This window comes from Methanocaldococcus sp. FS406-22, from assembly GCF_000025525.1.
In the GTDB taxonomy this organism is placed as follows: Archaea; AGJL01; Methanococci; order Methanococcales; family Methanocaldococcaceae; genus Methanocaldococcus.
Genome location: NC_013887.1, coordinates 707,383 through 732,545, shown reverse-complemented (window position 1 = coordinate 732,545; position 25,163 = coordinate 707,383). Strand labels below are relative to the sequence as shown.

The window sequence follows — 25,163 nt, the reverse complement described above, 5'->3', positions numbered from 1 at the left end:
AACATCATAATATAGCCCTATATCAATATATAAAAGTTATTATTTGTCAAAATCTAACAACTCCAAAAACTTTTATAAATACTAAAGCCAAATATCAACTTATGATAGAAAAAATAATTCAAACTCTCTCACTAACAGTTACTTTTTTGTATTATAGTGTTCCTACGCTTATTGTTGGATTGTTTGTCTCTCAAATTCTCATAGAGAGTAATATCATCAAAAAAATCTATTTTATTGGAAAAGTATTTACAAGGTTTGCAAATCTTCCAGAGGAGTGTGGAATAGCCATAACAACATCATTTATCGACCCAAGAATGGCAAATATAATGCTCGTGGATTTTTATAAAAAGGGAATTATAAATAAAAAAGAACTCTATATCTCATCTTTAATAGATGCATTTCCAGCTATGCTTAGGCATTGGGATTCTCTACTTCCAATTTTGCTTGCAACCTTAGGATTTTTTGGAATTGTCTATTTTATAATTTTAGTTTTAATTGGGCTTATTCAGACGCTAATTTTTATGGCTATTGGAAAGATAACATTAAAAAATAGAGAATATAAAGAAGATAACATTGACAAAAAGATAAAATTAAACAAGGACGTCTTTTATAAATCTTTTAAAAACACCATAAAGTATGGCATTCCAATAATAAAAAATATAACAATAGCCTCAATTATAACTTCATTCCTAATAGAGTTTGGGTTTTTTGATTATTTAACTGAGGTTATAAAAAATAAAGCCTACTATCTACCGTTCTCTGTTGAAGAAATTACTGTGGCAGTTACACAGCCAATAAACTATATAGGAGCTTATGTTTTAGCTGGAGAATTTTTAAATAGAGGAATTTTAAATGATGTTGAGGTTGTTAGGGCTTTACTTCTCGGCTCTATACTATCAAGCATTCCAGCATTGAGGTTTTTAGCCCCTTACTATATGGGCATATATGGATTTAAAGATGGGTTTAATTTGATGATGATATCCACCTTAGTGAGAGTTTTTATAACTGCTCTATTTATAATAATAACCCTAATAGTGTGAAAACCATGAAATACCAAAAAATTGGAGATGTTGTTATTGTTAAAAGAGAATTAAGTGAGGATGAAATTAAAGAAATCGTTAAAAAAACTAAATGCAAAACTATCGTGCTATACACAACCCAAATAACCGGTGAATTTAGAACTCCACATGTAAAAATCCTATATGGAGAAGAGACAGAAACAATCCATAAAGAATATGGCTGTTTATTTAAGTTGGATGTAGCTAAAATTATGTGGAGTCAGGGAAATATTGAAGAGAGAAAGAGAATGGCATTTATAAGCAATAAAAATGAGGTAGTCGTTGATATGTTTGCTGGTATTGGTTACTTCACAATCCCATTGGCTAAATACTCAAAACCGAAGTTGGTTTATGCAATTGAAAAAAACCCTATAGCTTATCACTATCTATGTGAAAACATCAAACTAAACAAATTAAATAATGTAATCCCAATTTTGGCTGATAATAGGGAAGTGGAGCTTAAAGACGTTGCTGATAGAGTAATTATGGGCTATGTCCATAAAACTCATAAATTTTTAGATAAAGCATTTGAATTTTTGAAAAATACGGGAGTTATACACTACCACGAGACAGTGGCTGAAAAGATTATGTTTGAGAGGCCTATAGAGAGATTAAAATACTATGCTGAAAAAAATGGCTATAAACTGATAGATTATGAAATTAGAAAGATAAAAAAATATGCTCCAGGTGTTTGGCATGTTGTTGTAGATGCTAAATTCTATGCATGTATTTAAATATATCTTCATGTTGGACAATAACTTGAACGCCTAATCCTTTTCCAGCCTTTTCAAGCTCATTTTTTAGTGTTGCAAAATCAACTTTAGCATTTGATATATCAACGAGCATAATCATGGCAAATAGATTGTCCATAATTGTTTGACTTATATCCAAGATATTTACATTATTTTCAGCTAAGACCTTTGAAATTCCAGCAACTATTCCAGTTCTATCCTGCCCAATAACTGAAACAACAACCCTACTCATTTTCTCTCCTCTTTTAAATTTGATTAGAATCTGTTAGTGAATTAATGATTATAACTTAAGACTGTATATATTAAATTTAAAGATTGTGGTGATAACAATGAAAATATTTATAACTGGAATGCCAGGAGTTGGAAAAACTACACTGGCTTTAAAGATAGCTGAAAAATTAAAGGATTTTGGATATAAAGTTGGAGGCTTTATAACTAAGGAAATTAGAAAAAATGGCAAAAGAGTAGGTTTTAAGATAATAACCTTAGACACCAATGAGGAGGCTATATTAGCTTATGTTGGAGACGGAAATGTAAAAGTTGGAAAATATGTTGTTTTTGTAGAGAATTTAGATAAAGTTGGAGTTGAAGCTATAAAAAGAGCTTTGAAAGATGCTGACATAATAATTATTGATGAACTTGGAGCTATGGAATTTAAGAGTAAAACATTTTCTAAAGTTGTTGATGAAGTTATTAACAACAATAAACCATTATTAGCTACCTTACACAGAAATTGGGTCAATAAATTTAAAAACAAAGGGAAAATATATCGTTTAAGTATAGAAAATAGAAACAAGCTTTACAAAGAGATTTTAGATGAGATTTTATCTTATCTTCAAATAGCCAATGATTCCAGTAATTAGGCAGAATAAGGCAGAGATTCTAAACATCTCAGCGAGTCCAAATAAATCAGCCAAGATTCCAAAGATTATTGTCCCAAACAACATTCCTAAATTTATGCTTGTTGTAAAGATTCCCATTGCCTCTCCCTTTCTATAAATTGGTACATCTTTAATTGCCAGCGAGTTTAATGAAACTCCAACAACAGCCATTCCTATTGCCTGAAGTATTAGGGACGATAAGATAGATAAAAATGTTGTTGATACTGATAGAAAAGATAATCCTAGAACCATTAGCGTAACTCCTAAAGGAATTACCGAAACGCCAAATTTATCATAAAGCATTCCAATTCTCCTTTGTAATAAAGTGGATAGTAAATTTGTTGCTGCAAGCATAAAGCCAATTTTTCCTAAGGAAATACCATATCCGTAGGCATATATTGAAAGATAAGCAATGATTCCAGAATTTATCATAAGAACAACAATATTCAGAACAAAAGCTATTAAAAATTTCTTATCTTTAAAAAAGTCATAAGAAAATGTTTTCTTTTTATGAGTTGATTTGACTTTAATATCCTCTAATTTAAAATAGCATATTAATGAGGCTAAGATTCCTAAAAATCCACAAAAATAGAATGGCATTTCAATTCCATAAATGTCAGCCATGGCTCCTCCAACTAATGGGCCAATACCAAAACCCAATGTTATTGCTGAATTAAAAACTCCCATGTATTCTCCTAATCTTTCCTTTGGAGCTACAACTGAAACATATGAGCCAGCAACTGGAGTAACACACGCTGAAAACATTCCCGTGAAAATTCTAACAATGATTAATCCAAAAACAGAATGTACAAAATTATATAAGAACGTAAATAGCCCATAAAATAGTGTCCCACCAACGAGAAAGATTTTTCTCCCGTATATATCTGATAAACCTCCAATTGGAATTTGGACTATTGTTCTCGCTATTGCAAATGCACTAAAAATTAATCCAATCTCAAAATTTGTAGCTCCAAGTATTTGAGCATAAACTGCCATAATTGGAGCTATTAGTCCAACTCCCAACATTGTGACAAATGTTACAAACCATACTATAGATATATCTTTAAAAACACCCATAATATCACCTTTCCATTATAAAAATAAAATAAAAAATAGAAAATTAGGTTAAAACTACGGATTGAATTTGAATTTAAAATAAAAGTTCTACAATTTATTGTATTGTAGTTGCTAAAGTATTTAAACAAAATCTTTAAGCTAATTTCCTTTAAAGATTTATTCTGCGAAAGTCCTATTAAAAATAAGCTAAATTATGAAAAATTAAAAATTATTCATTAGTTTTCTTTTTCTTTCTATACAAATAGTATCCTGCTCCCGTAATTATTACCAGTAATGCTATTCCTATTAATATTCCAAATTCCCCCGAGTTACTATTTTTAACAACTACTTTTAGTGGTTTTTGATAGACATAAACGTTGTTATCCCCCTCTTCACTATCTCCTGCACATCTTATTTCTAATGTTATATAATAAGGTTTTGATGGAGCGTCTTTATTTGGATGTATTGTAATTGTGGCAACACCTGTCTGGTTAGGGTATAGCGTCCCAACAGTATCACTTTTAACTGGATAATCAAATGGTTGTCCAGAGTTTTTGATTGCAGAAACTTTGACTTCAACCGCCTTTTCGTTTCCGATATTTTTTATTTTTATATATACGACGTTATCCTCCCCAGCAGTTACATTAACTTCTTTTGTTAATATTTCAAATAACGGTTTCGGTTTTATGTATATATCTATAAATTTTTCAGTGCTATGTTCGTTATCTGTAGTGTCAAGATAAGTTATCTCAATTGGAAGTTTATAATGTCCAGCTTTTGCATATTTGTCAACATCTACATAGAAAGACACTGTCTTGGACATTCCAGGTAGTAAGTTTCCAATATCTTTTATATTACAGTTACTCCAACTATCTTTAAATGGTTTCTTTGTTATTAGATGTAATACAACATTTTTTGCTTCTTGATGTCCATTGTTGGTTATGGTAACGTCTATCCTTGCATAGGTCGTTCCTGGTTTTATTTCAACTGGGTCTGTTATAACGTTTGATATTCCGAGGGCAATATCTCCTTTAACATAAGCTCCAAGAGATACAAGAGTCGCTTTCTTACTACCATCTTCCCCTGTCCATGTTATTACTATTGGAATTTGATAGCTACCTTCACTCAATTTGTCTGACGTATATAGTTTAACAAATATCTCCTTAGATTCTCCCGGCTTTATTGTTCCAAGGTAGAACTTAGTAATACCTACTGGAGATATAGGAAGATTTTGTATAGGGATTACTGTAGGGTAGAATATATTTTCTTCAACTGTCTTTGTAGTTCCATAAGCAGAAATTTCAGTTGACTGCGTTCCCGCATTAACAGAATTTAACTCGTATCCTATATATATATTAACATCCTTAGCCTTTCCGGTTCCTAAATTTGATATTATGATTGGGACAGTTTGGGTTTTTGCAGGAATTAATGAAAAGTTCCCAAAGACTTCAAAATTTGCAACACCATAAACAGGTAAGTGATAGACCTTAGTAACTTCATAGTGGTTTATGATTTCTTTGCCATTTTCATTTTCAACTTCATCATAACTTACTTTAACATCTATTTCATAATTGTTTGAAGGAGCATTTTCATTAACATGTAGTTTGAAATGGACAGTATCGCTCTCTCCAACATTTAAGTGGCTTATGTATGCTTTTCCCTTAACTGGATTAACTTGCTTCAACTCGAATGGATAGTGAGGGGTGATTTCAACAACAATATTTTTAAGTTCATTATTGTAATTGTCATTAGTTATCTTAATCCATATATCTACATCATCTCCAGGATGTACAATATTTGGTTGATATTCCAACTCTCCAATTTGTATAGCTCCAACTGATGAGATAGCCATTAATAGTATTATTTGGATAAATATTATTCTTATCCTGCTTAGTCTAAATACCTCCTTTAACTTTTTTACACCATTAAATTGTAGATTTTTAAGTTTAACCATTAAAATCACCATTTTATCTTTATTTTATTTATTTTCTGACTTTTATTTTCATTTTCCTAATAATTTGGTTTTTATTCTTGCAATTATTGGCAAGATGTATTTATCCTCAAGCACTAAAACAGCCGGTAAGAAGAATATCGTCAATATACAACAGAATATAATACCTGCAGCACAGACTTTTCCAAGATTTGCCATCATTGGTAATGGGGCTATAGTTAGAGAAAGTAGTCCTGCCGCTGTAGTTGCTGCACTTGCTAAAACTGAAGAACCTGCATATGTAACCGTTATTATTGCTGCATCTTCTGGACTTTTTCCTTTTTCTCTTTCTTCATTATATCTGCTTCCAAAGTATATCCCATAATCAATCCCTAAACCTAAAACTAATGAACCTACTGCTGAAGTAGCCATATCGAGTGGTATGCCCACTAATCCCATAAATCCACCAGTCCATATGAGAGAAAAGACCAGTGGAGTCAATATAATAACAGAAGTAATCCTTTTGAAGTGTAGTATTATGATTAACATTATAGCTAAAAATGCTACTGAAGTTGTTATCTCCTGACTTTCATTCATTAAATCCCCAAGTATGGCTCTTAAAGCAATGGAACCTGTTTGAACCGCCTCAACTCCTGGTGGCCAGGGAGTTTCTTTTATTCTTTCATTAACTGCTTTATACAAGGCATCACATTTTTTTTCATCACCTCCAACATCAGTAAATGCGGTAATAACCATCATAGAATAGTCTTTGTTAAACATCTGCTCTCTTTCTGACTCTGGAATTTTTCTTAGTAGTTTTTTAACTGTATCTATACTTTGAGGGACAGTTCCACCATTTAACTTTATCAATACGTCAACTGGGGAAGAAACTCGTGTTATTCCATCTACCGACTTTAAATTTTCCTCAAGCATTTTAACAGCATTTAGCACCCTTGGATCCCTAATATCCACTACTTTATCACTACAATCTGAAGGCACTATCTTAACCGCTATTTCGACAACATCTGTCCCTCCAAATTCGTCTCTAACCTCATAAAGTTCTTTTACAGGTTCAAGATTTTGTGGAAGCATCTTTTCATAGGATGTCTGCTTCTTTATATGTGGAATATAAGACGCGGCAAATATGCTTATTATAATGACTATTAATATTACAAGAAGTGGTTTTTTTGCAGAGAATTCCCCAATCTTTCTTAAAATTTCTTTTAACATATTTATCTACCTTATTTGATATTTTTCATATTCTCTTTTTCAAGTTCATCAAATAATTCTAAAATTCGCTCTGAAATTTTTTTCATTCTTGACAGATGTTTTATAGTCTTCTTTATTTTATCATCTTTATCCCCTAATTCTTCTAATTGTTCATAGGCTTTTTTAATAAGTTGATATTTCCTCTTAGCAATGTCTTTCATGGAAATAAAACCATCAACAGCAGTGTAATAATTCTTTCTCTCTCCTTTAATCCAAACCTTTTTTACAAATCCAAGTTCTTCAAGTTTTTTTAGAGACATGCTAACATTTCCTTTACTAATCTTTAGTTCTTCCATGATATCTGAGATTGTTAATGGCTCATCAGATAAGTAGAGAATTGCATAAACTGCCCCTACAGATTTGTTTAACCCATGAATCTTTGCAAGTTCAGAAAACAGCTCAATAATAATTCTTTTTACATCTTCTTTCATGATATTATCCCCCTTTAATCTTGATATGATAACCGACACTTAATTAAAAACTTCCATTTATATACACCTCCTATCTTTTTTAATATAAATTTTTGGTATTGAATGTTCAAAATTTTCTGAATAAAGTAAATATTAAGATAGTATATAAAGATTTTTATAATCAATCAAATAGAATAATCGAATATAAGAAATAATTAAATATGATGAAAAAATTATTTATAGTTTTTTGTAAAACATTTTGAAAGAAACTTTAGAAAAAACTATATGAAAACCTTTTAATGGTTTTGTAGTCGAAGCTAAAGCTTCGGTTTCACCTAAGTAATCTAAGGGTGAGATGATGGAAGTGATTATTAAAGCAAAAGTAAAACCAACTGAAGACAAATATAAAGTTAAAAAAGCTATATTAAATATATTCCCAAGAGCAAAATTAAACTTTATTAAAGAAGATAACGAGTTTGGAAAATGGGAAGGAAAAACTAAGAGTGTGGAGAAGTTAAAAGAGCTTTTAAGAAGCCAAGCAATATTGGATGCTGCAAGGTTAGTTTTAGAGAAAGGAATGACAGAAAATGCAACAAAATTCTATTTGAATAAACAAGCCGCTTATGTAGGGGCTGTGAATTTTGACATAGACACACACGGAGGGATATTTGTTAAAATATTGGCTGATGAGAATGAGGACATTATGAAGATAATTAAAGACATTGCTCCAAGAACAAAAGGAGGGATTATAATTAACGAAGATGAATTAGAGGAAGAGGAAAAAGAAGAAAATGAGGGAAGTAAAGAAGAAAACGGAGACAATAATTTAAAGATAAAAGTAATAGACAATACATCCGGTGATTAAATGGAAAATGAGATTATTGGTTATACAATAGGAGAAACAAGGATTGATGAATTAACATTTTTGGCTAAAGAAGCTCCAAAAGTTGGGGATTATGTTAAGATAAACTATGATAACTCTGAATTATTGGGAATGGTAGAAAGCACTATCCAAGGAAATATGGCTTTAGAAGATATTTTAAGCATAGAGCATTTAGAGAAGATTAGAGAGTTTGAAGATAATTCATCCTACTACATTTTAGGGAAGATAAAGGTTTTAGGAGATATTAAAGAATTAAATAAAGATGGGGCTTTAAAGTTGCCAAGAATCCCTCCAAAACCAGGAATTCCAATTTACAGGGCAGATGATGAAATATTGAAAGAAGTGTTTGGCAAGGGACATTTAAAGATTGGACATTTAGTTACGAGAGATGATGTTGAAGTCAAATTAGATGTAAATAAATTATGGACAAGACATTTAGCTATATTGGCAATGACTGGAATGGGGAAGTCAAATACAGTAGCTGTTTTGTTAAGAGAGCTAAATAAATTGATGGATTATAAAAATGGAGAGGGGGCAGTGTTAGTTTTTGATATGCATGGGGAGTATAGGGATATATATTGCAACAGTGAGAATTTGAGAAAACATATTATTGAACCAAAAATAAACATCTATCATATAGATGCTGACGATTTATGTGATTTGGCAGGGATAGACCCGCAAGCAACAAAACAGAGACCTTATGTTGCAAGAGCAGTTAAAGAAATTAAAGAAAAGTTTGAAGAAAAAGATTTTAAGGATGCTGAAGAGTATGTTAAAGCAATAATTGAAAAATTAAGAAGTTATATGGACAACGAGGATTTTAAAAAAGATGTTGGAAGTATTCAAACGGCAATATTTAGATTGGAAAATATGCTACAGTTTAGGAAAAAACTCATAACCCTCCACTACAATCCAGTAAATGAAATCAGAAGATGCCATATAAATATAATACCAATGGAAGAGTTAGATGAAAATGCGGTTGATATTGTTGTGTCCTACATAGCAAAAGAGGTTTTAGACAATAGAAAAAAGATTATTATTAATGAAGGAAGACACAGAGCTAAGCCTATATTCATGATTTTTGAGGAAGCTCACTTAATAGCTCCACAGAGTAGAAAGACAAGGGCTAAGTATCATCTAAGCAGAATAGCGAGAGAGGGAAGAAAGTTTGGTGTTGGTCTCTGCTTAGTTTCCCAAAGACCTAAAACCTTAGATGCTGAAACTCTCTCTCAATGCTCTAATTTAATAATATCTAAGCTTATTGAGCCAACAGACCAGAAACACGTTCAAATGGCATCAGAAAATTTAAGTGAGGATTTAATAAAACAATTAACAAGTTTAAATATTGGAGAGGCGATAATTTTAGGCCCTTGCATTAAAGTTCCTGCAATTGTTAAGATAGATAAATTTGACGGAATTTATGGGGGAGAGGATTTAAGGATTGATGAAATATTAACAGGTAGAAATAACGATAAAGGTATTGTGGAAGAAGATGATATTGAAAAAAATGCCTTTGGAGATGATGATTTATTCTCTTAAAACTTTCTTTTTTCTGTATTCAATCACAATTTTTCCAACATAAATTCCAAGGATTGTAACAGTCAATATTATCCAAAATTCCAATGGAAACCCAAATATTTTAATGTGGTGGAGTATTTCATCTTTTCCAGAAGTCAATAATAAGATATGAGCTGCTTCTAAGGCATAGACTCCAAAAATCCCAATTTCTAAAACTTCCATAGCCTCTCCAAGTGCCACTTGGTATTTTGTATTTTCAGCCAATTGATTGGCTATCTTTCTCTCTAAATCTTCAGATATTGTTGTTAATAATCTTGTTAAGCTTGTTGCTAAACTGCTGTTACTTGCTAAAATGTTCTCTATCTCTGCAATTCTATAAATAAGGCGTTTTAATTTTCTCTCTGCCTCAACCTTCTCCAAAATCATTAAATCAAAGTCCCCAAAGTTTGGAGGATATGAGGAGTTTAAAAACTCTATAATTTCTTTTAAATATCCACAGACAATTTCTATTACTGCCAATTCCCTATCTATCCTACTCAACTCCCCTCTAATCTCAGTTATATCATCTAAATCTATCCCCGACTCAAGATTGTTACTTATAACCTCCAACTTAGAGGCTATATTGTTAAGTTTAAAAAACAAATCCCTCGAAACCCCAGTAATACTCCTTATAAATGGATAATAATAGATAAATTTTTCAAACTTCTCTGGGTTTGGATTGGAAATGAATATTCCAAAGTCGCCAAAGATTATTACTCCATCATCTATCTCAAGGATATTTTTCACAGCCCCAATAACTTGACTAATCTCTACTAACGTGTTTTCATCTATACTAATGGCTGTTTCTGTTAAAACAGTAACGTGCTTATATACCTTTATTTCCCCATAGAGAGTTTCTAACAGATATCTTTGTGGAGGGGCGATTAAATGAGACATAATCCTTGAGGAATCTAAGATTAAGTCAGGAATTACAAACGAAAGATTATCTAAGCTTATAATCTCCTCTTCATCTCCAGCTTTGGTTATTTCAGAGGCATAGATACATCTTCCAAGATAATCAACATATATAAAAACATCTTTTTTCCCATTTCCAATGATTTCAGCTGTAAACTTCACAGATGTCTCTGGAATAAATTCAATGATATTTACTGTTGTTTGATAATCGGATGTTTCAAAAACCGCTTTATATCTTATATCTCTTTCCTCTGATGCGGTAAAGTATTTTATTCTTTTTCTTTGATACTCTTTCAATGTAATCCTATCTATAAACTCTGTCATGTAGTTTTTTCCAAAGGGAATCCACTCAGTTAAAATTACCTTTGGATTTTTTATTTTTAAATATTTGAATCCCATAATGATACCTTCATTATGTGGCTTTTTGATTTATAGCTAATTTTATCAATCTTTGTAATATTTATCTTTATTTCTTCATTTTTTGACTTTATTATTATCCCATTTTTTGTTATTTGAATTTCTTTTAATTTTTCATCCTCTAACAACGTGTTATCAATAATCTCTTTATCTTTTTGGCTGAAATTATAATCTATCTTTCTACCAATGCTGTATCCAACAATAAACTCATTCAAGCCCCTAACTGATAATAGAATTTCATTTAAATAATTATTATCTAAGAGAAAATTTAAATCATTTATTGCCTCATAGGAGATGTTTATAAACTTTATCTCATCCTCCCACATAAATGGAGTTGGGGCATAGTCATAACCCCTAAAGACATTTAACTTTATAAAATAATAAATGAGAGCAAATAAAACTGTCTGCTTTACCCACTTCTTTTTATCCCCATTTGTTAATAAGTTGATAATATAGTGTATCTTTTGTTGATTTTCATTCATTGCTACCACTCTTTTATCACTTCATAGATTGGCCCGTTTGGTGTTAGGGTTGATTTATAGAGCTTTATATGCCTTGCCTCAAACTCTCCAAAGTCAATATCTTTGTATTTTTCAACCCTATCCTTTAATTTTTTCTTGTTGTCAATAAATTTAACTCTACCTATTGTTAAATGAGGGATATATTCCCTTTCTCTTTTAAAACCTAAATTTGATAGTTTTTTATCAATTTCTTTAAAAATCTCTACAAGATTATTGTTATAAGCTCCAATCCATATAACTCTTATGTAGTTAGAGTTTGGGAATGTTCCTAAGGTTTTTAACTTTATCTTTATTGGCTGGATTGATAAATCTAAATCCAATATTTCTTTTAATTTTTCTTCATCAACCTCTCCTAAGAATTTAACTGTTATATGTAAGTTCTCTTTTTCAACCAACTTTATCCCTTTCATTTTAAATTGCTCCTGAAACTTAGCTATTTCTTCTTTTATCTCTTTTGGGATATCAATTGCTAAAAACAACCTCATTCTATCCCTCAATATCTTAGCAGTATAGGAATGTCCTCAACTATATCATAAACTCTATTACATCTCTTACATACCAACTTATTTTTATCCTTATCTAAATGTAAATCCCCTCTGCAGTATGGACATTGTAATATTTTTAGGTATTTTTCAATCCAGTTCATGATATCACATTCCATGTAACATAGACCTCTGCAGTTTATATTATTGAATTATATTGAATGTGGTATTTTGATGCCGACATTATTTATTCAACAAAAATTTACTCCTACGGAAGTTCTATAATCAAACAATCTTAAAGCTTATAATCTTCAAATATTAAAAATCTCGTTAAAATAAGATTTAGTAATTCAATTTCTTTAATTTTAATTTTATGTAATATCTTTTTACCTAAATTCAAAAAATTTTTAATAACTTTTAAACAAAAAAGTTTAAATAATATTACAAATATTAAGTATGATGTTAATGCAACTTAATAATAATATATAAAAGGTGAAACCATGCACATACCAGATGGCTACCTTGGCCCAATAACATGTGCCATTTTCTATCTGATAATGATACCACTATGGTATAAGAGTATTTTAGAGCTTAAAAAGTTAGACCCAAGAAAGTTGCCATTGTTGGGGGTTTTGACGGCTTTCTCTTTCTTAGTTATGATGTTCAACCTTCCAGTTCCAGATGGAACAACAGCTCACATGGTTGGAGGAACATTGATAGCAATATTGATGGATAATCCATGGATAGCAACAATAGCAATATCTATTGTTTTAGTTATACAGGCAATATTCTTTGGAGATGGAGGAATTACATGTATTGGTGCTAATTGCTTTAATATGGGTGTTGTTTTACCATTTGTTGGTTATTATGTTTATAAGTTCTTGAAAGATAAAGTTGGAGAAGTAATTGCAAGTGGTATTGGAGCATATGTTGGAATTGTTGCAGCAGCAATTGTTGCAGGCTTTGAGTTTGGATTACAGCCATTTATAGAACCAGGTTACTGTCCATATCCATTCACTGTTTCAGTTCCAGCGATGGCATTTGCTCACTTAGTAACAGCAGGGCCTGCAGCAGCGGTGGTTACTGCAATAGTTGTTTGGTATGTGAAGAAAGTAAGACCAGATTTATTCACATCAAAAGAACAACAAGTTAGTGGGGTGAACGCATGAACTGGCAAGACCCCTTAGTTAAAAAATTTCTTTACGTAATTATTGCTATGATAATTCTTTGTCCTCTTGGGATATTATTAGTATGGAATTATGGGGATGCATGGGGAGAATGGGACCCCAGTGAACTTGCTGAAAAAGTGGGGGAAGACAAAGTTAGTGGATTACTCCATTTAGCTGATATTTGGAGTTATGCTCCTCTTCCAGACTATGATATTCCAGGATGGGACGATAAACTTCACGCATCAATTGGATATATAATATCTGCAATAGTTGGAGTAATACTATGTGTTGGAAGTTATTATGCTTTGGTTAAAATTGTAAATCCAAAGGCGTCTACAGGTTAAATTTTTGCTCTTTTAATTTTATTATATCTGTCTCCTATTATTTTATTTTTAGAATGATTGATTATAATAACTTTTATAGCTTTTATAGTATTATACTACATTACATAATTACCTAGGATTTTAACCATGAAGCAAAAACTAAAAAAATTATTCGTGAAAATATGAACAATAAGTTGTTTGATAAAACTATTGAGCATGTAATAAAATATTTAAATGAGAGTATATTTTTTGAAAAATACACAAGAACACCGGGATTTTTACAGAATATAGAAAGTAGGGTAAAGATAATAGCGTTAGTTGTGTTTCTTATTGGAAGTGTCCTATCTAAGCATATTTCAACTTTGATTATATTTAATTTCATCGCATTGCTGCTTGCATATTTGTCTAATATTCCCATAACCCTATATTTAAAGAGAGTCTATATTTTTATCCCAATTTTTGCTGGAATAATTGTCATTCCAGTGATGTTTAATATTGTAACTCCAGGAAAAGATATTTTTGTTATTTTAAATACCCCTCATATTTCTATTACCTATGAGGGAATATTATATGCTATAACCTTTACCTTAAGGGTAGCAACCTGTGTGTCATTTGCAGTTCTCATTCCTATAACAACACAGTGGAATAAAGTTACCTCTGCTATACATAAATTAGGAGTTCCAGAGGTTGTTATCACTATAACGAACCTTGCTTATAGGTATATATTCCTACTCCTAAATTTTGTATTAGATATGATGTATTCAAGAAAATCAAGAGTTATTAATAAATTGGGAATGGTAGAAAGTTGGAAAGAAGCAGGAAAAGCCATTGGAGCATTATTTATAAAAACTTATGAAATGGGAGAAGATACATATTATGCAATGCTTTCGAGAGGGTATAGTGGAGAGATAAAGCATATTTACAGAGAAGAGATTAAAATGAAAGATATCATATTTTTGTTATTTTCAATAATTACCACTGCTTTACTTGTATTATTTGATAGAGGGATACTATGAAAGAAATATATAAACTTGCTGAAGTTTCATATAGATACCCCAATGGTTCTATTGCTTTAGATAATGTGAGTCTAAATATATACAAAAATGAGGTAGTGGCCATTTTAGGACCAAATGGGGCAGGTAAAACCACATTATTAAAAATTCTAGATGGATTGGTGTTTCCAGATAAGGGAGAAGTTTATTTTGAAGGTAAAAAATTAACTGACGAAATATTAAGAGATAAAAACCTGATGAAAGAATTCAGAAGGAAAGTTGGATTTGTTTTTCAAAATCCTGATGTCATGCTTTTCAATCCAACTGTTTGGGATGAGGTGGCTTTCTCTCCTCTCCACCTATATTCAAAAGAAAAGGCAATAGAAGTTACAGATAAAACATTAAAAGATATGAAAATTTATCATTTAAAGGATAGACATCCTTACAATTTAAGTGGTGGAGAGAAGAAAAAGGTTTCAATATCTTGTATATTGTCTATTGAACCAGAAGTTATTTTAATGGACGAACCGACATCGGCATTAGACCCAAAGAGCAGAGCTGAAATTATTGGTTTAATAAAATCATTTAAAGATAATGGAAAAACTGTAGTTTTAGTTACTCATGATATAAATTTAGCATGCTTGGCAGATAGGTGCTATGTATTGAACAAAAGAGTTATATTCGAAGGGAAAGTAAAGGATTTGTTTTCATTAAATTTAGACGAGTTAAATTTGGATGTTCCTGAAATATCTAAGCTTTTTATTAAATTGAAGAATATGGGTTGTAGTATAGATGAAATACCTGTTACATTAGATGAAGCCGTTGAAGTTCTTTTAAAAATGTTAAAAAACTAATTTTAAATCTTGTATTAGTAAAGCTATCACCACAACAACATTATTTTATTTCATATACACTTAGCCTTTTTTAATTAAGTAGCTTCTCCAAAATCCTTATTGCCTGCCATTTATCTAAAAACTCATTAAACGTTCCACATTTTGTTGAATAAATACAGAGAGGACATCCGTCTATGCAATTGCAGTTTTTTAAATGTTCTAAGCTTTTATTAAGCAGTTTTTCAGCGTTCTCATATAAAATCTCTGCCAATCCAAAACCACCCTCATTTCCATCATAGATAAATATAACAGCCCTATCTTTAAATGGATTCCTACTAAATCTCTCATAACTATAGCCACCAATTTCTCTGCTGTCTATATAGGTAAAGATTGGAGTTATTTTTATGATATTATGCTCTATTGCATGCAATCCTCCAGCAATTCCGTCCTTGCTGTCAATAAGTTTTTTTATCTTATAAGTTAGCTCTTCAACCTTTTTGGTGTCTTTTTTAACATTTAAATGCTTTTTAACTCTATTTTTAATCACATTCTTTATATAATGGGTGGTAGCTCCTAAATAAATTGGAAACAGTTCCTTTCTGCTAAGTTTTTTATCCATATAGATTGAGATAGCCAAATCATCCTCCTCTATCTTGTCTAAGAACTCAAAAAACTCTTCATTTGCAACCTCCCTAATATACTCTGGAAATACATACCAAATTCCATCCGTCTCAAAGTCTCTAACAACCTCTTTGTTAAACTTAACACTTATAAAATTCAAACCAAAGAAGTCCTTAAAAAGCTCAATCTCTGCATCTAAGATGCCTTTATCTTTTAAGGCTAATAGTTCTTGATAGTATTTATCAACATCAACTCCTCTAACAATAAAGCCCTCATAAATCTTCCTAACTCTCAATCTTCCATAGTAAATCTCTACATCTCCATAACTCTTTTTGTCATAAATATCCAATATATCAATCTCTTCCTCTTTCTTCTGCAGTGCTTCCACATCCCAAAACATATTTAGCTCATCGGCAAATATAAAGTGAAATTTACCAATGCCTATCTTATCCTTAGCTATAAACAGCTTCCCTCTTGAAAAATAAGGCATCCCAGTAATTAAAGAGCGGTAATACTCATCCTTATCAACCTCTTCAACAACATAGCCCTTAATCTTAAGCCAATTTATAAATCTCAAAATCTCACTTTGGGTTTTATTTAGCAATTTAAATTTTATCCATGGTTTGTCTAAAACTAAATAATAGCTCTCATCACTTGCAGTTCTTATTGATGAATAAATTGGCTCTTTTATGCTTTTTACCTCTATATTATTGGTTATTGGGTTTTTGTAAACCTTTACTTTGCCCTCTTTCTCAAGCTCTTTAACTATCTCTTTCTCAAAGTCATCAAATTCATCAAAATCTACTATTTTTAATTCAGAGATTAAATAGTGCAGATGCTTCTTAGCAACGAATCTATTTTTTACATTTACTGGCATATACTCGATGATTCCCTTCCTAATCCTCTCATAAAGCTCATTTAAATGCTCCTTGTAATAATAATCTAAACCGTCCTTCCTTAAAACTATGATGTTTAATGCCTCCCTATCTCTTCTTCCAGCCCTACCAAACCTCTGAATTAATGAAAAGATGCCATCTGGTGGAATACCATAGTTTATAACAGCATCTAAATCTCCAATATCAATTCCCAACTCTAATGCATTTGTTGTTAATAAAGCCAATATCTCTCCATTTTTAAACTTCTCCTCTATTTCCTCCCTAACATACTTTGGCAGAGTGCCTTTATAGGTAGAGAGCTTATCAAATACCTTAGAATTTAGCAAAAATCTCATTAACTTCTCTGTCTCTTTCCTTGTATCAAAGAATACGAGGGTTTTTATATTGTTATCTACTAAGTTCTCTACCAATCTCCTCAACAACTGCTTGTTATCTAAATTCTTTGGCTCTAAAATAGCTAAATACTTCCTTGATGAAGGATTATGGCTTTTATCAACAACCTCAAAATCTCTATTAAACAACAGCTTGGCAAACTCTTTTGGGTTTTTTAAAGTTGCAGAGAGGCAGAGTATCTGCAAATTATTATTTAACCTCTCTAACAACTTTAGCAATCTCTTAAAAACATAAACCATGTTTGTTCCAAAAACTCCTCTATAAACATGGAGTTCATCAACAACTAAGAGCTTTAAATTCTTTAAAAGCCATAAATAACTTGAATGGTTTTTTAATATCTGATAGTGAAGCATATCTGGAGTTGTAAATAAAACATTTGGCTTATCCTTTAAAATCTCTCTTCTTTTCTCTAAACTGGCATCCCCAGTTAATATCTCTGCCTTAACTCTCTTATTGGCTATTTTATAAAATAGCTCGTTCTCTATAGAGAATTTTTCATATTGGTTGTTTATCAATGCCCTTGTTGGATATATCAGCAGATACCTATCATTGGGATTTGATAAGAAGTTGTCAAATATTGCCAATCTAAAAATCTCACTCTTTCCACTTGCTGTTGATGTTGTAACAACCACATCTTTTTTGTTGTATAGGTATTTTAAAGCTTTAACTTGATGTAAATATAGCTTAAAACCTAAGGCATCAATTAGCTCATTAACCTCTTTATTTTTAAATTTAAAATTGGAAAATCTACCCTTCCTCTCTGGAATTCTGTAAATCTTTATAATTTCTTTTTCAATGCCTTTAAATACCTCTTCCATACTAATCATCTTTATAAGATTCTCTTAGATAGATCATTTATTATTTAAGGTTATAATAACATTAATCACTTTAATACGGAATTGCTGGAGGATTGCATGCAATAGAGCATAATATCATAATGTCCCATGGTGATTTTTATGAAATTCTATAATCGAGAGAAAGAATTGCAGTATTTAAAAACCTATTGTCAGTTAGAACCAAACTCTATCTTATTTGTTTATGGTCCAAAATCATCTGGTAAATCAACGGTAATGAGGAGGGTTATTAAGGAGTTGGAAGATAGTGATATAATATTTTTCTACTATAATCTAAGAAGACATGCCACTTATAGCAAAGAGGAGTTTTTAGAAATATTTTTTGAGAAGGATGATAAAAAGTATGTAAAAAATAGTTTAATTTTTGATTTGAAGGTTTTTAAAATAGGTATTGAAGAGGATTATGATTTTTCTAAACTAAGCTTAAATGATGTATTTGATATGATTTATGAAGGAATAGCTGAAGTTATAAAAGATGGAAAGAAACCAGTTTTAGTTATAGATGAATTACAGAAATTAAAAAATATCTACTTCAACGGGGACAAATCATTATTAAATGAATTATTTAATCTCTTTGTCTCTTTAACTAAGATGGAACATCTATGTCATGTTATTTGTTTAACTTCCGATACTTTATTTATTGATGAAATCTATAGGAATTCAACATTAAAAAATGCCTCTGAGTATTATTTAATTGATTGGTTGAGGAAAGGAAGCATAAGAAATATTTTAAAAGATGAGGGCTTTAGTGAGGAGGAGATTAATTATTGTTTGAAATATTTATCTCTACCTTATGAAATCTCCCAATTGATAAATAATAAAAAATTAGGTTTGTCTGTTGAACAAACCATAAAACAATGGATTAACGTTGAAGCAGATGGATTGAAGTATTTATTAAAGTCAAATAAAGATAGGAAGGAGAATTTATTAAAGGTTTTAAGTAAATTTGATAATAAGATAAAGGTAGATATTGATAACTTTGAAGATGAGATTTTTGATGAAGTTAAATTTTTAATTGAGAACGAAATATTGTTTTATGATGTTATAAATGGGATAATTAAGCCAACTTCGATAATTGAATGGTATGCTATAAAAGAAATACTTACAAAGTGAGAGAATGATTATTAAAAAATTAGAGGAGTTTGGAATAACCATTGACAGTTTATTAGATGCTGGAATGGCCTTATATATTGGTAATGATGAAGAGAAAGATAAAGTTAGAGAGAAACTTAAAGAAATTTTATTAAAGCAATTAGCCAATCCCAATGTCTCAACTCTATTGATTGCGGCAATTTTGTTAGATAGAGAAGGCAAAACCAACAATTTGCCATTTAATTATAACGAAGACCCTAATTATGTGTATGTTGATGAGGTTATAGGCTTAGCTATAGCAAATGAGATTGCTGGGACTAAGGCAATTTTTAACTTTAGATTCTATGATGCTAAAAAACCCGGAATTATTGGAGAGTTGGATAAGAGAGGATTTATGTTCTTAGATGATGCTATAGCTGGGTTGTTGGCTGGATGTATGAGTAAAGTATTTGAATAAAGGTTAAACCTCAAAAGTGTCCTTCAATATATCTCTAATCTCCTTTGAGACTTTTATTTGGTTTTCTAAGGCATCACTAATTTTATCCAGATAATTAATTGTCTTATCTAACTTTTTATTAATCTCTTCCAATTCATTCGTTGAAATCTTATTTAACCCCTTTGGAAATTCAATATATACATTTAGCTCTCTTTCTTCTATCTTTTCAACTTTTATTAAACCATCATCATCTTCTAAATCTTTAATAATTTCTTTAAAGAGCTGTCTCTTTTTCTCATTTGGAAAATTAGCTAAAATCCTGACACTGTCTTTATAAATATAGATAACTCCATCTACATTCAACAATCTCCCTAAACTCTCAACCTTATCTATAAATTCAGCACATTTCACCCTTCCATAAATCCTCACTTCATAAGTTGTAGCCATAAAGACACCAAAAATTTATTTATTTTGCGGCAGAAACAATCTTAATAATATCGTTATGTTTTAGCTCATAATCAGCTCCAATCCTAATCTTCTTTTTTGCATCTATTGCATAGATAAACTTATCTCCCAACTCTGTATGCACTTTATATGCTAAATCTCTTGCAGTAGTTCCCTTCTTAACCAAAAATGCATCTGGTAGAACATTCCCTTGTTTATCTGAAAATTTATTCTCATCTTCAACTGGATACACAACAATCATATTTAGCAAATCAAAGTAAGCCCTATTTATACATTCTTGAACTCCTGTTCCCCCATATTTCTCTAAAAAGTCCTTTATGTAATCAAAAGCTCTTCTCATCTGCTCATTCACTTTACTCTCATCTATAATCTCAAAGTCATTACCCTTTCTTTTTATAATGCCAGCCTTTTCAGCCCTTTTTAAAGCCAACTCTATCTCAGCAGATGTTGGGATGACAATATAGTCCTCAAACTCCTTCTTTAGCCTTTCAATATTCTTCTCTGCATCTGGATGGTCTGCTTTATTCGCGGCTATAATCATTGGTTTTGAGATTTTTCTAAGTTTCTTAGCTAAATTTAATAAATCTTCTTCAGTCCATTTAATTGGGCTTTCATCCATATCTCTAATAGCAATTTTTATATCATCCTCATCTATATTCAACCCACTTAGTTGGTCTTTTAAAGCTTTGACTATGTTTTTTTCTTGCTGGGCTCTTCTTGCCAACTTATCCCAATTCTTAGTTAAAATTCCATAAATCCACATATCTATCTCATTTAGTAAAAATTTAACATCTTCAACTGGGTCATAATCATCTGTTGGGTTTCCCTCAGCATCTGTCTTTCCAGAGGCATCCACTACCAATATAAACGCATCTGCCTGCCTCAAATCATCCAAAAACTTATTTCCCATCCCTCTACCTTCGTGTGCCCCTGGAACTAAACCGGCAACGTCTATAACTTCTACTGGAATATATCTAATTCCATCTATACACTTTGAGTTTCTTGGATTGCATTTAACTCCCAACTCTCTACATGGGCAAGGACTTGTTATGTAGGCAATTCCTTTATTTGGTTGTATAGTGGTGAATGGATAATTACCAATCTCTGCCGGTTTTTCAGTTAAAGCATTAAACATTGTTGATTTCCCTACGTTTGGCTTCCCTACTAATCCAATCATTGCCAAGTTATCACCATAAAAAGTATTTTTAATGTTACTAGTTAAATAGAAACCACTCGTATTAAAATATTTATATCACATATAACAAAATTATCCTGAAAGTTAGATATCATGTATATGGTGAAATAAATGCCATCTGGAAAAATTCAAGAGATACTAAATGAATTAGATAATTTAATGAATAGAGAGAAAAAATACATTGAGTTGGTTGCTACAGTTGAATACTTATTGAACTTGGTAGAACCATCAAAAAGGGAGAAGTTTAAAGAGGCATTGTATGATGCTGAGACTGTTGAAGATGTCTATGAACTTATAAAAGCGATAAAATTACAGCTTGGAATGCAGGGGGCAAGAAAATATTTATTAACCTTGGAAGGATAATTAATTTTTTATTTTTTAATAATTAATAGAGCTCCCGCAGTGTATATATCTACTTTTATTAGGTTTAGATGGAAATTTCCGCAGTTTTATGTATTTAATTTTTACGTATTTATTAAATACCCTATTGAAAATAGATTAAGGGGTAAAAAATTTCAATAAAATCTTAAAAGGTTTTATATTCCTACGTATATTTTTTTGTTTCCAATTTCAATAACCTCTTTCTCTCCTTCTGGCATATCTTCAACAACCTCTATATAATCTTTATTGGCTATATCGCTACTCAAAACATCTAAAATATACCTAAAATCTTCATCATCTGTATAAATCTTAGCTTTAACTTTAAATCTCCTTGCTAATCTTGCAATGTCTCTTAAAGCTAATTTTGATTCTGTAATTAGCTCTAAATATTTTTTAGCCTCTTCTAAGTCCTTCTCTTTTCCAATTAATACAGGATATTTTACATTGTATACTTCATCTTCCCTAATGTCAAATTTTACATTACAAATCTCTAATAATCTGGCAATTATTGATTGGGGCAATCCTGGAGGAATGGGAATTTCCTTTTCATCCAAATCATAACATTTAAAATTAAAGTTCTCCATGTTTCTCCCTCGTAATGTTATTTAATACCTAAAATAAATAAATATGACCTAACTTAAGCTTTGTCTTTATACATCTCAAATTCTACTTCTGATTTTGGTTTTATTTTTATTAATATATAGTTTTTCATTTCACTTCTTTTAATCTCAGCAATATCTCCCAACTTGTAGTTTTTAACTTTAACCTCTCTAATTTTATCTGCATGTTTATCATAATCCAGTTTAACCCTCAATCCATCCAATTGAGTAACAATAGGCATTGGAGATAGAATTGAATAAACTTCCTCAACCTGCTTTTCAATTTCATCCTTAACAACTACCGGCGGAACAATTGGAGGGTCGTAAGATAACTCTCTCCTTCTCTCATTTATAAGTTCTGTTATCACATCAACCATCTTTCTTAAAGCCCTAATCTCCTCTCCATGCCTCAACCTATGGCTCCTCCTCCCAAGATTTCCAACGTATGGATAAGGAATATCTATCTTCTCAGGCCCTCCGGTAACAACAACTGGAATATCTACATCAAATAGATGGGTTTTATTTTTAATGCAATCTTCAAAATTACCCATTACATAAACAGCCAAATCATGCTCCTCTATCAACCTCTTCTCTTTTTCTCTCAATTGGGCTATATCTCTTCCAACCCCTCTTGCTAAACCAATCATATTTGGCTTGGCTCCAAACCTCCTCAAATATTCTGAAATATCGCAAGCTGTGTGTGGGAGGTGATGTCTTGATAAACTTGGGGCTACAACAGCTATCTCAGTCCCTGCCAATGGGGTTTCTATAATCTTACCTTTGTATTTTTTAGCTTCCTCTTTAATGTTCTCAAGTTCATTTTGAGGAATTGCCAAGGTCATATAAACATCTAACTGCATAACATGCTCCTGAATGACAAAACCTCCAATGTCCTCAATCCATTCTTTAAAGATGTTGTTTTTATAAACCCCTCCTTCGTATCTAACTATCTCATACATTAGAATCACCAAACTTTCAGGTTCATTAAAAACTATTTTATTATGTTCAGCTTTTTATTTTTTATCCAAACTAACAAATAGAATTTTAAATTAAATCTCACAACCTAAAAATCACAAAGTTAACTTTTTTTCTTTTCTTCCATAAGCAGCTTTCTAACAGAATAAGAAACATGGTGGGCTATATTTATCGCCTCTAACTCACCCCTTGTCTTTGGAAATATAACTTCCTTTTTCAAAATTGCTGAGACAATATCCTTAGACAAGTTAAAAAATTCCCCTCTTTCACATAAAATGTAATCAAATTCTTCCCCAATCTTCTCAATAAGTTCTTTAACTTCTTTAACAATATCTCTCAATTTCTGAGTTTTTTCTTCTTTAACCATAACATCTATTTTTTCTACATGCACAATTCTATCTGCCTTTATCTCAACTAAAACTCCAGCATAAACTCTAAAAAATACATTATCTTCATGGTGTCTTCCAGATATGTCTATTGCTAATACTTTAATCATCTCACCTCAAGATTTAAAAAGCATCGAAATTAAATACAAAAATAAGTTTTTATATGCCGTTGCAAAAGCAGATAACAGAGAAATTCCATGGAGTTTTGCATAGGTATAGATAAGCCAATCTATTGGCTCCAACATTCCAGCTATAAAGATAAATATAAAGGAACACACTACAAGAATGGCTATTTTTTTATTGGATATTTCTCTTTTGACTATTGGTAGTATTTTATTGGCCATTTCTACCCCAACAACAACTGCTATTGCAAATCCAAAAAATTCAAAAAATCCATGAGGAAGGACAGCAACCAAATCAGAATATTGAAGATTTACCCCAATCAGTCCAGTTAATGGGTTTATAACAGTGAAAATGAATAGTATAAATAAATATCTTTGATAATCTTTTAATAATTCCTCTTTTTCTTCAGATGTTTTGGCTTTTTCTAGATCTTTCTTATATAGATAAGCAAGTGCTCCAAGGGCAAACATTATGATTATGCATCCCATAAAATTAGAAAATATATATGAAAGAGCATAAGCTAAGTAAGCATTTTTCACCCCAACAGTATTTGAGACAGCTGAGGAAACAGCGTTAAATTTTGCAGTTCCTACACTTTGAGCTAATTTAGCAGGTTCAGATATAAAATTGGATTTTAAAATAGACGATAAATATAAAAGAAACTTCCCTACCGAGAAAGAAAACAAAAACCCTGCCCAACATAAAAAATAGGTTATTAAAATCTTTTTTATAATATTTAAAGAGAGGTATTTTTTAAAAATCTCAATGGCTTTTGCTTTCATAATTTTCCCTTAAATCATTCTTATAGGCCTTATAGCACCACAAGCCATACATTTGAGTAAATGAACTCTTCCCTCTTTAATAATCTTGGTATCTGGCTTACCACACTCTCTACAGATAACATACTCCCTCAAGAAATCATTAATTCTTGATTTCAATAACTCTGGGCTGATTCTTCTTTGTAGTATTAACCTACCTCCCTCTAAGTTACCTGCACTACCAGTCTCTTTTAAAAGATATTTAGCAAAGAATTCTTCATCTCTATTTACTGCTTTAGCTAACTCTCTAAAGTTTCTTATTATTGTTCTATTCCCCTCTATTAATATCTCAATTTCTGGAAGCTCAAATCTATCTTTTTGGAAAACATATTCTGGAATTTGACTTCTTGCTCTCTTTAATAATGCCTTGTAATCATAATAATCTATACTCTCAAGGTCGCTCATTTTATCACCAAAATAAGATAACTTTATAATTTATATAAAAAACTATCTACAGTGTAAAGTGTAATGAAATTCACCC

General features: G+C 31.1%; 29 protein-coding genes. 12 read left to right on the top strand and 17 right to left on the bottom strand.

Features of this window, described 5'->3' with window-relative positions; all coding sequences use genetic code 11:
* Positions 1-101 precede the first annotated feature (101 nt).
* Entirely contained in the window at positions 102-1,040 is a 939-nt protein-coding gene (locus MFS40622_RS03655; protein WP_012980328.1) for a hypothetical protein, read from the top strand.
* A 5-nt stretch (positions 1,041-1,045) separates the two neighbouring features.
* On the top strand, positions 1,046-1,792 hold the full coding sequence (locus MFS40622_RS03650; protein ID WP_012980327.1) for a class I SAM-dependent methyltransferase family protein: 747 nt from the start codon (positions 1,046-1,048) through the stop codon (positions 1,790-1,792).
* On the opposite strand, the gene MFS40622_RS03645 is transcribed toward MFS40622_RS03650, so the two are convergent.
* Complete coding sequence (locus MFS40622_RS03645; RefSeq protein WP_012980326.1) at positions 1,770-2,042, bottom strand: ACT domain-containing protein; 273 nt, start codon at positions 2,040-2,042, stop codon at positions 1,770-1,772. The genes MFS40622_RS03650 and MFS40622_RS03645 overlap by 23 nt on opposite strands.
* A gap of 97 nt (positions 2,043-2,139) precedes the next feature.
* Between MFS40622_RS03645 and MFS40622_RS03640 the strand changes: the two genes are divergently transcribed.
* Entirely contained in the window at positions 2,140-2,673 is a 534-nt protein-coding gene (locus MFS40622_RS03640; protein WP_012980325.1) for an NTPase, read from the top strand.
* On the opposite strand, the gene MFS40622_RS03635 is transcribed toward MFS40622_RS03640, so the two are convergent.
* From MFS40622_RS03635 to MFS40622_RS03620, 4 genes are all read right to left on the bottom strand, one after another.
* A complete protein-coding gene (locus tag MFS40622_RS03635; RefSeq protein WP_012980324.1) occupies positions 2,635-3,768 on the bottom strand; it encodes an MFS transporter in 1,134 nt (377 codons plus the stop codon). The genes MFS40622_RS03640 and MFS40622_RS03635 overlap by 39 nt on opposite strands.
* 208 nt (positions 3,769-3,976) lie before the next feature.
* Positions 3,977-5,701 carry a COG1361 S-layer family protein gene (locus MFS40622_RS03630; RefSeq protein WP_156769990.1) on the bottom strand — a complete coding sequence of 575 codons (1,725 nt, stop codon included), beginning with the start codon at positions 5,699-5,701 and terminating at the stop codon, positions 3,977-3,979.
* Between the two features lie 48 nt (positions 5,702-5,749).
* Positions 5,750-6,907, bottom strand: a complete 1,158-nt coding sequence (locus MFS40622_RS03625; protein ID WP_012980322.1) for an RND family transporter — start codon at positions 6,905-6,907, stop codon at positions 5,750-5,752.
* Positions 6,908-6,918: 11 nt separating this feature from the next.
* Positions 6,919-7,377 (bottom strand): GbsR/MarR family transcriptional regulator, encoded by a 459-nt coding sequence (locus tag MFS40622_RS03620; RefSeq protein ID WP_012980321.1) that lies wholly within the window; start codon positions 7,375-7,377, stop codon positions 6,919-6,921.
* A gap of 337 nt (positions 7,378-7,714) precedes the next feature.
* Between MFS40622_RS03620 and MFS40622_RS03615 the strand changes: the two genes are divergently transcribed.
* Positions 7,715-8,221 (top strand): RNA-binding domain-containing protein, encoded by a 507-nt coding sequence (locus tag MFS40622_RS03615; RefSeq protein WP_012980320.1) that lies wholly within the window; start codon positions 7,715-7,717, stop codon positions 8,219-8,221.
* The gene (locus tag MFS40622_RS03610) at positions 8,222-9,778 is read left to right on the top strand and encodes a helicase HerA-like domain-containing protein (RefSeq protein ID WP_012980319.1); all 1,557 of its coding nucleotides are present in this window, start codon (positions 8,222-8,224) and stop codon (positions 9,776-9,778) included.
* On the opposite strand, the gene MFS40622_RS03605 is transcribed toward MFS40622_RS03610, so the two are convergent.
* Genes MFS40622_RS03605 through MFS40622_RS09385 form a run of 4 tightly spaced genes read right to left on the bottom strand, consistent with a single transcriptional unit; the run spans position 9,767 to position 12,295 of the window.
* Positions 9,767-11,110, bottom strand: coding sequence for a hypothetical protein (locus MFS40622_RS03605; RefSeq protein ID WP_012980318.1), 1,344 nt, complete (start codon positions 11,108-11,110; stop codon positions 9,767-9,769). The two genes, MFS40622_RS03610 and MFS40622_RS03605, sit on opposite strands and share 12 nt — an antisense overlap.
* On the bottom strand, positions 11,092-11,610 hold the full coding sequence (locus MFS40622_RS03600) for a hypothetical protein (RefSeq protein ID WP_012980317.1): 519 nt from the start codon (positions 11,608-11,610) through the stop codon (positions 11,092-11,094). The genes MFS40622_RS03605 and MFS40622_RS03600 overlap by 19 nt, the downstream gene beginning before the upstream one ends.
* 2 nt (positions 11,611-11,612) lie before the next feature.
* Positions 11,613-12,134: an RNA 2',3'-cyclic phosphodiesterase gene (thpR, locus tag MFS40622_RS03595; protein ID WP_012980316.1), complete on the bottom strand. Its 522-nt coding sequence runs from the start codon at positions 12,132-12,134 to the stop codon at positions 11,613-11,615.
* Positions 12,135-12,142: 8 nt separating this feature from the next.
* On the bottom strand, positions 12,143-12,295 hold the full coding sequence (locus MFS40622_RS09385; RefSeq protein ID WP_083771411.1) for a Trm112 family protein: 153 nt from the start codon (positions 12,293-12,295) through the stop codon (positions 12,143-12,145).
* Between the two features lie 336 nt (positions 12,296-12,631).
* Between MFS40622_RS09385 and cbiM the strand changes: the two genes are divergently transcribed.
* The 4 genes from cbiM to MFS40622_RS03575 all read left to right on the top strand — a co-directional run bounded on the left by cbiM (position 12,632) and on the right by MFS40622_RS03575 (position 15,469).
* Positions 12,632-13,300, top strand: coding sequence for a cobalt transporter CbiM (gene cbiM / locus MFS40622_RS03590; RefSeq protein ID WP_012980314.1), 669 nt, complete (start codon positions 12,632-12,634; stop codon positions 13,298-13,300).
* Positions 13,297-13,644 carry a PDGLE domain-containing protein gene (locus tag MFS40622_RS03585; protein WP_012980313.1) on the top strand — a complete coding sequence of 116 codons (348 nt, stop codon included), beginning with the start codon at positions 13,297-13,299 and terminating at the stop codon, positions 13,642-13,644. The genes cbiM and MFS40622_RS03585 overlap by 4 nt, the downstream gene beginning before the upstream one ends.
* Before the next feature lie 161 nt (positions 13,645-13,805).
* The gene (cbiQ, locus tag MFS40622_RS03580; RefSeq protein ID WP_012980312.1) at positions 13,806-14,639 is read left to right on the top strand and encodes a cobalt ECF transporter T component CbiQ; all 834 of its coding nucleotides are present in this window, start codon (positions 13,806-13,808) and stop codon (positions 14,637-14,639) included.
* Positions 14,636-15,469: an energy-coupling factor ABC transporter ATP-binding protein gene (locus tag MFS40622_RS03575; protein WP_012980311.1), complete on the top strand. Its 834-nt coding sequence runs from the start codon at positions 14,636-14,638 to the stop codon at positions 15,467-15,469. The genes cbiQ and MFS40622_RS03575 overlap by 4 nt, the downstream gene beginning before the upstream one ends.
* Positions 15,470-15,539: 70 nt before the next feature.
* Here the strand turns inward: MFS40622_RS03575 and MFS40622_RS03570 are convergent, their stop codons facing one another.
* Entirely contained in the window at positions 15,540-18,176 is a 2,637-nt protein-coding gene (locus MFS40622_RS03570; RefSeq protein ID WP_012980310.1) for a DEAD/DEAH box helicase, read from the bottom strand.
* 138 nt (positions 18,177-18,314) lie between these two features.
* Between MFS40622_RS03570 and MFS40622_RS03565 the strand changes: the two genes are divergently transcribed.
* Positions 18,315-19,325: an ATP-binding protein gene (locus MFS40622_RS03565; protein ID WP_012980309.1), complete on the top strand. Its 1,011-nt coding sequence runs from the start codon at positions 18,315-18,317 to the stop codon at positions 19,323-19,325.
* 4 nt (positions 19,326-19,329) lie between these two features.
* A complete protein-coding gene (gene cobZ / locus MFS40622_RS03560; protein WP_012980308.1) occupies positions 19,330-19,761 on the top strand; it encodes an alpha-ribazole phosphatase CobZ in 432 nt (143 codons plus the stop codon).
* 3 nt (positions 19,762-19,764) lie between these two features.
* Here cobZ and MFS40622_RS03555 read toward each other — a convergent pair whose 3' ends face one another.
* Together MFS40622_RS03555 and MFS40622_RS03550 are read right to left on the bottom strand one after the other, a co-directional pair.
* Positions 19,765-20,187 carry an acylphosphatase gene (locus MFS40622_RS03555; protein WP_012980307.1) on the bottom strand — a complete coding sequence of 141 codons (423 nt, stop codon included), beginning with the start codon at positions 20,185-20,187 and terminating at the stop codon, positions 19,765-19,767.
* Between the two features lie 19 nt (positions 20,188-20,206).
* Positions 20,207-21,382, bottom strand: coding sequence for a redox-regulated ATPase YchF (locus MFS40622_RS03550; protein ID WP_012980306.1), 1,176 nt, complete (start codon positions 21,380-21,382; stop codon positions 20,207-20,209).
* Positions 21,383-21,511: 129 nt separating this feature from the next.
* Here MFS40622_RS03550 and MFS40622_RS03545 point away from each other — a divergent pair, with 129 nt between their 5' ends.
* On the top strand, positions 21,512-21,763 hold the full coding sequence (locus tag MFS40622_RS03545; RefSeq protein ID WP_012980305.1) for a hypothetical protein: 252 nt from the start codon (positions 21,512-21,514) through the stop codon (positions 21,761-21,763).
* 173 nt (positions 21,764-21,936) lie between these two features.
* On the opposite strand, the gene MFS40622_RS03540 is transcribed toward MFS40622_RS03545, so the two are convergent.
* The 5 genes from MFS40622_RS03540 to MFS40622_RS03520 form a co-directional block, all read right to left on the bottom strand.
* Positions 21,937-22,365 (bottom strand): hypothetical protein, encoded by a 429-nt coding sequence (locus tag MFS40622_RS03540; RefSeq protein WP_012980304.1) that lies wholly within the window; start codon positions 22,363-22,365, stop codon positions 21,937-21,939.
* Positions 22,366-22,418: 53 nt separating this feature from the next.
* The gene (locus MFS40622_RS03535) at positions 22,419-23,339 is read right to left on the bottom strand and encodes a methanogenesis marker 7 protein (RefSeq protein WP_012980303.1); all 921 of its coding nucleotides are present in this window, start codon (positions 23,337-23,339) and stop codon (positions 22,419-22,421) included.
* Positions 23,340-23,458: 119 nt separating this feature from the next.
* On the bottom strand, positions 23,459-23,851 hold the full coding sequence (locus MFS40622_RS03530; protein WP_012980302.1) for a DUF2209 domain-containing protein: 393 nt from the start codon (positions 23,849-23,851) through the stop codon (positions 23,459-23,461).
* Positions 23,852-23,857: 6 nt separating this feature from the next.
* Complete coding sequence (locus tag MFS40622_RS03525) at positions 23,858-24,646, bottom strand: hypothetical protein (protein ID WP_012980301.1); 789 nt, start codon at positions 24,644-24,646, stop codon at positions 23,858-23,860.
* Between the two features lie 9 nt (positions 24,647-24,655).
* Positions 24,656-25,087, bottom strand: a complete 432-nt coding sequence (locus MFS40622_RS03520) for a translation initiation factor IF-2 subunit beta (RefSeq protein WP_012980300.1) — start codon at positions 25,085-25,087, stop codon at positions 24,656-24,658.
* Positions 25,088-25,163 lie beyond the last annotated feature (76 nt).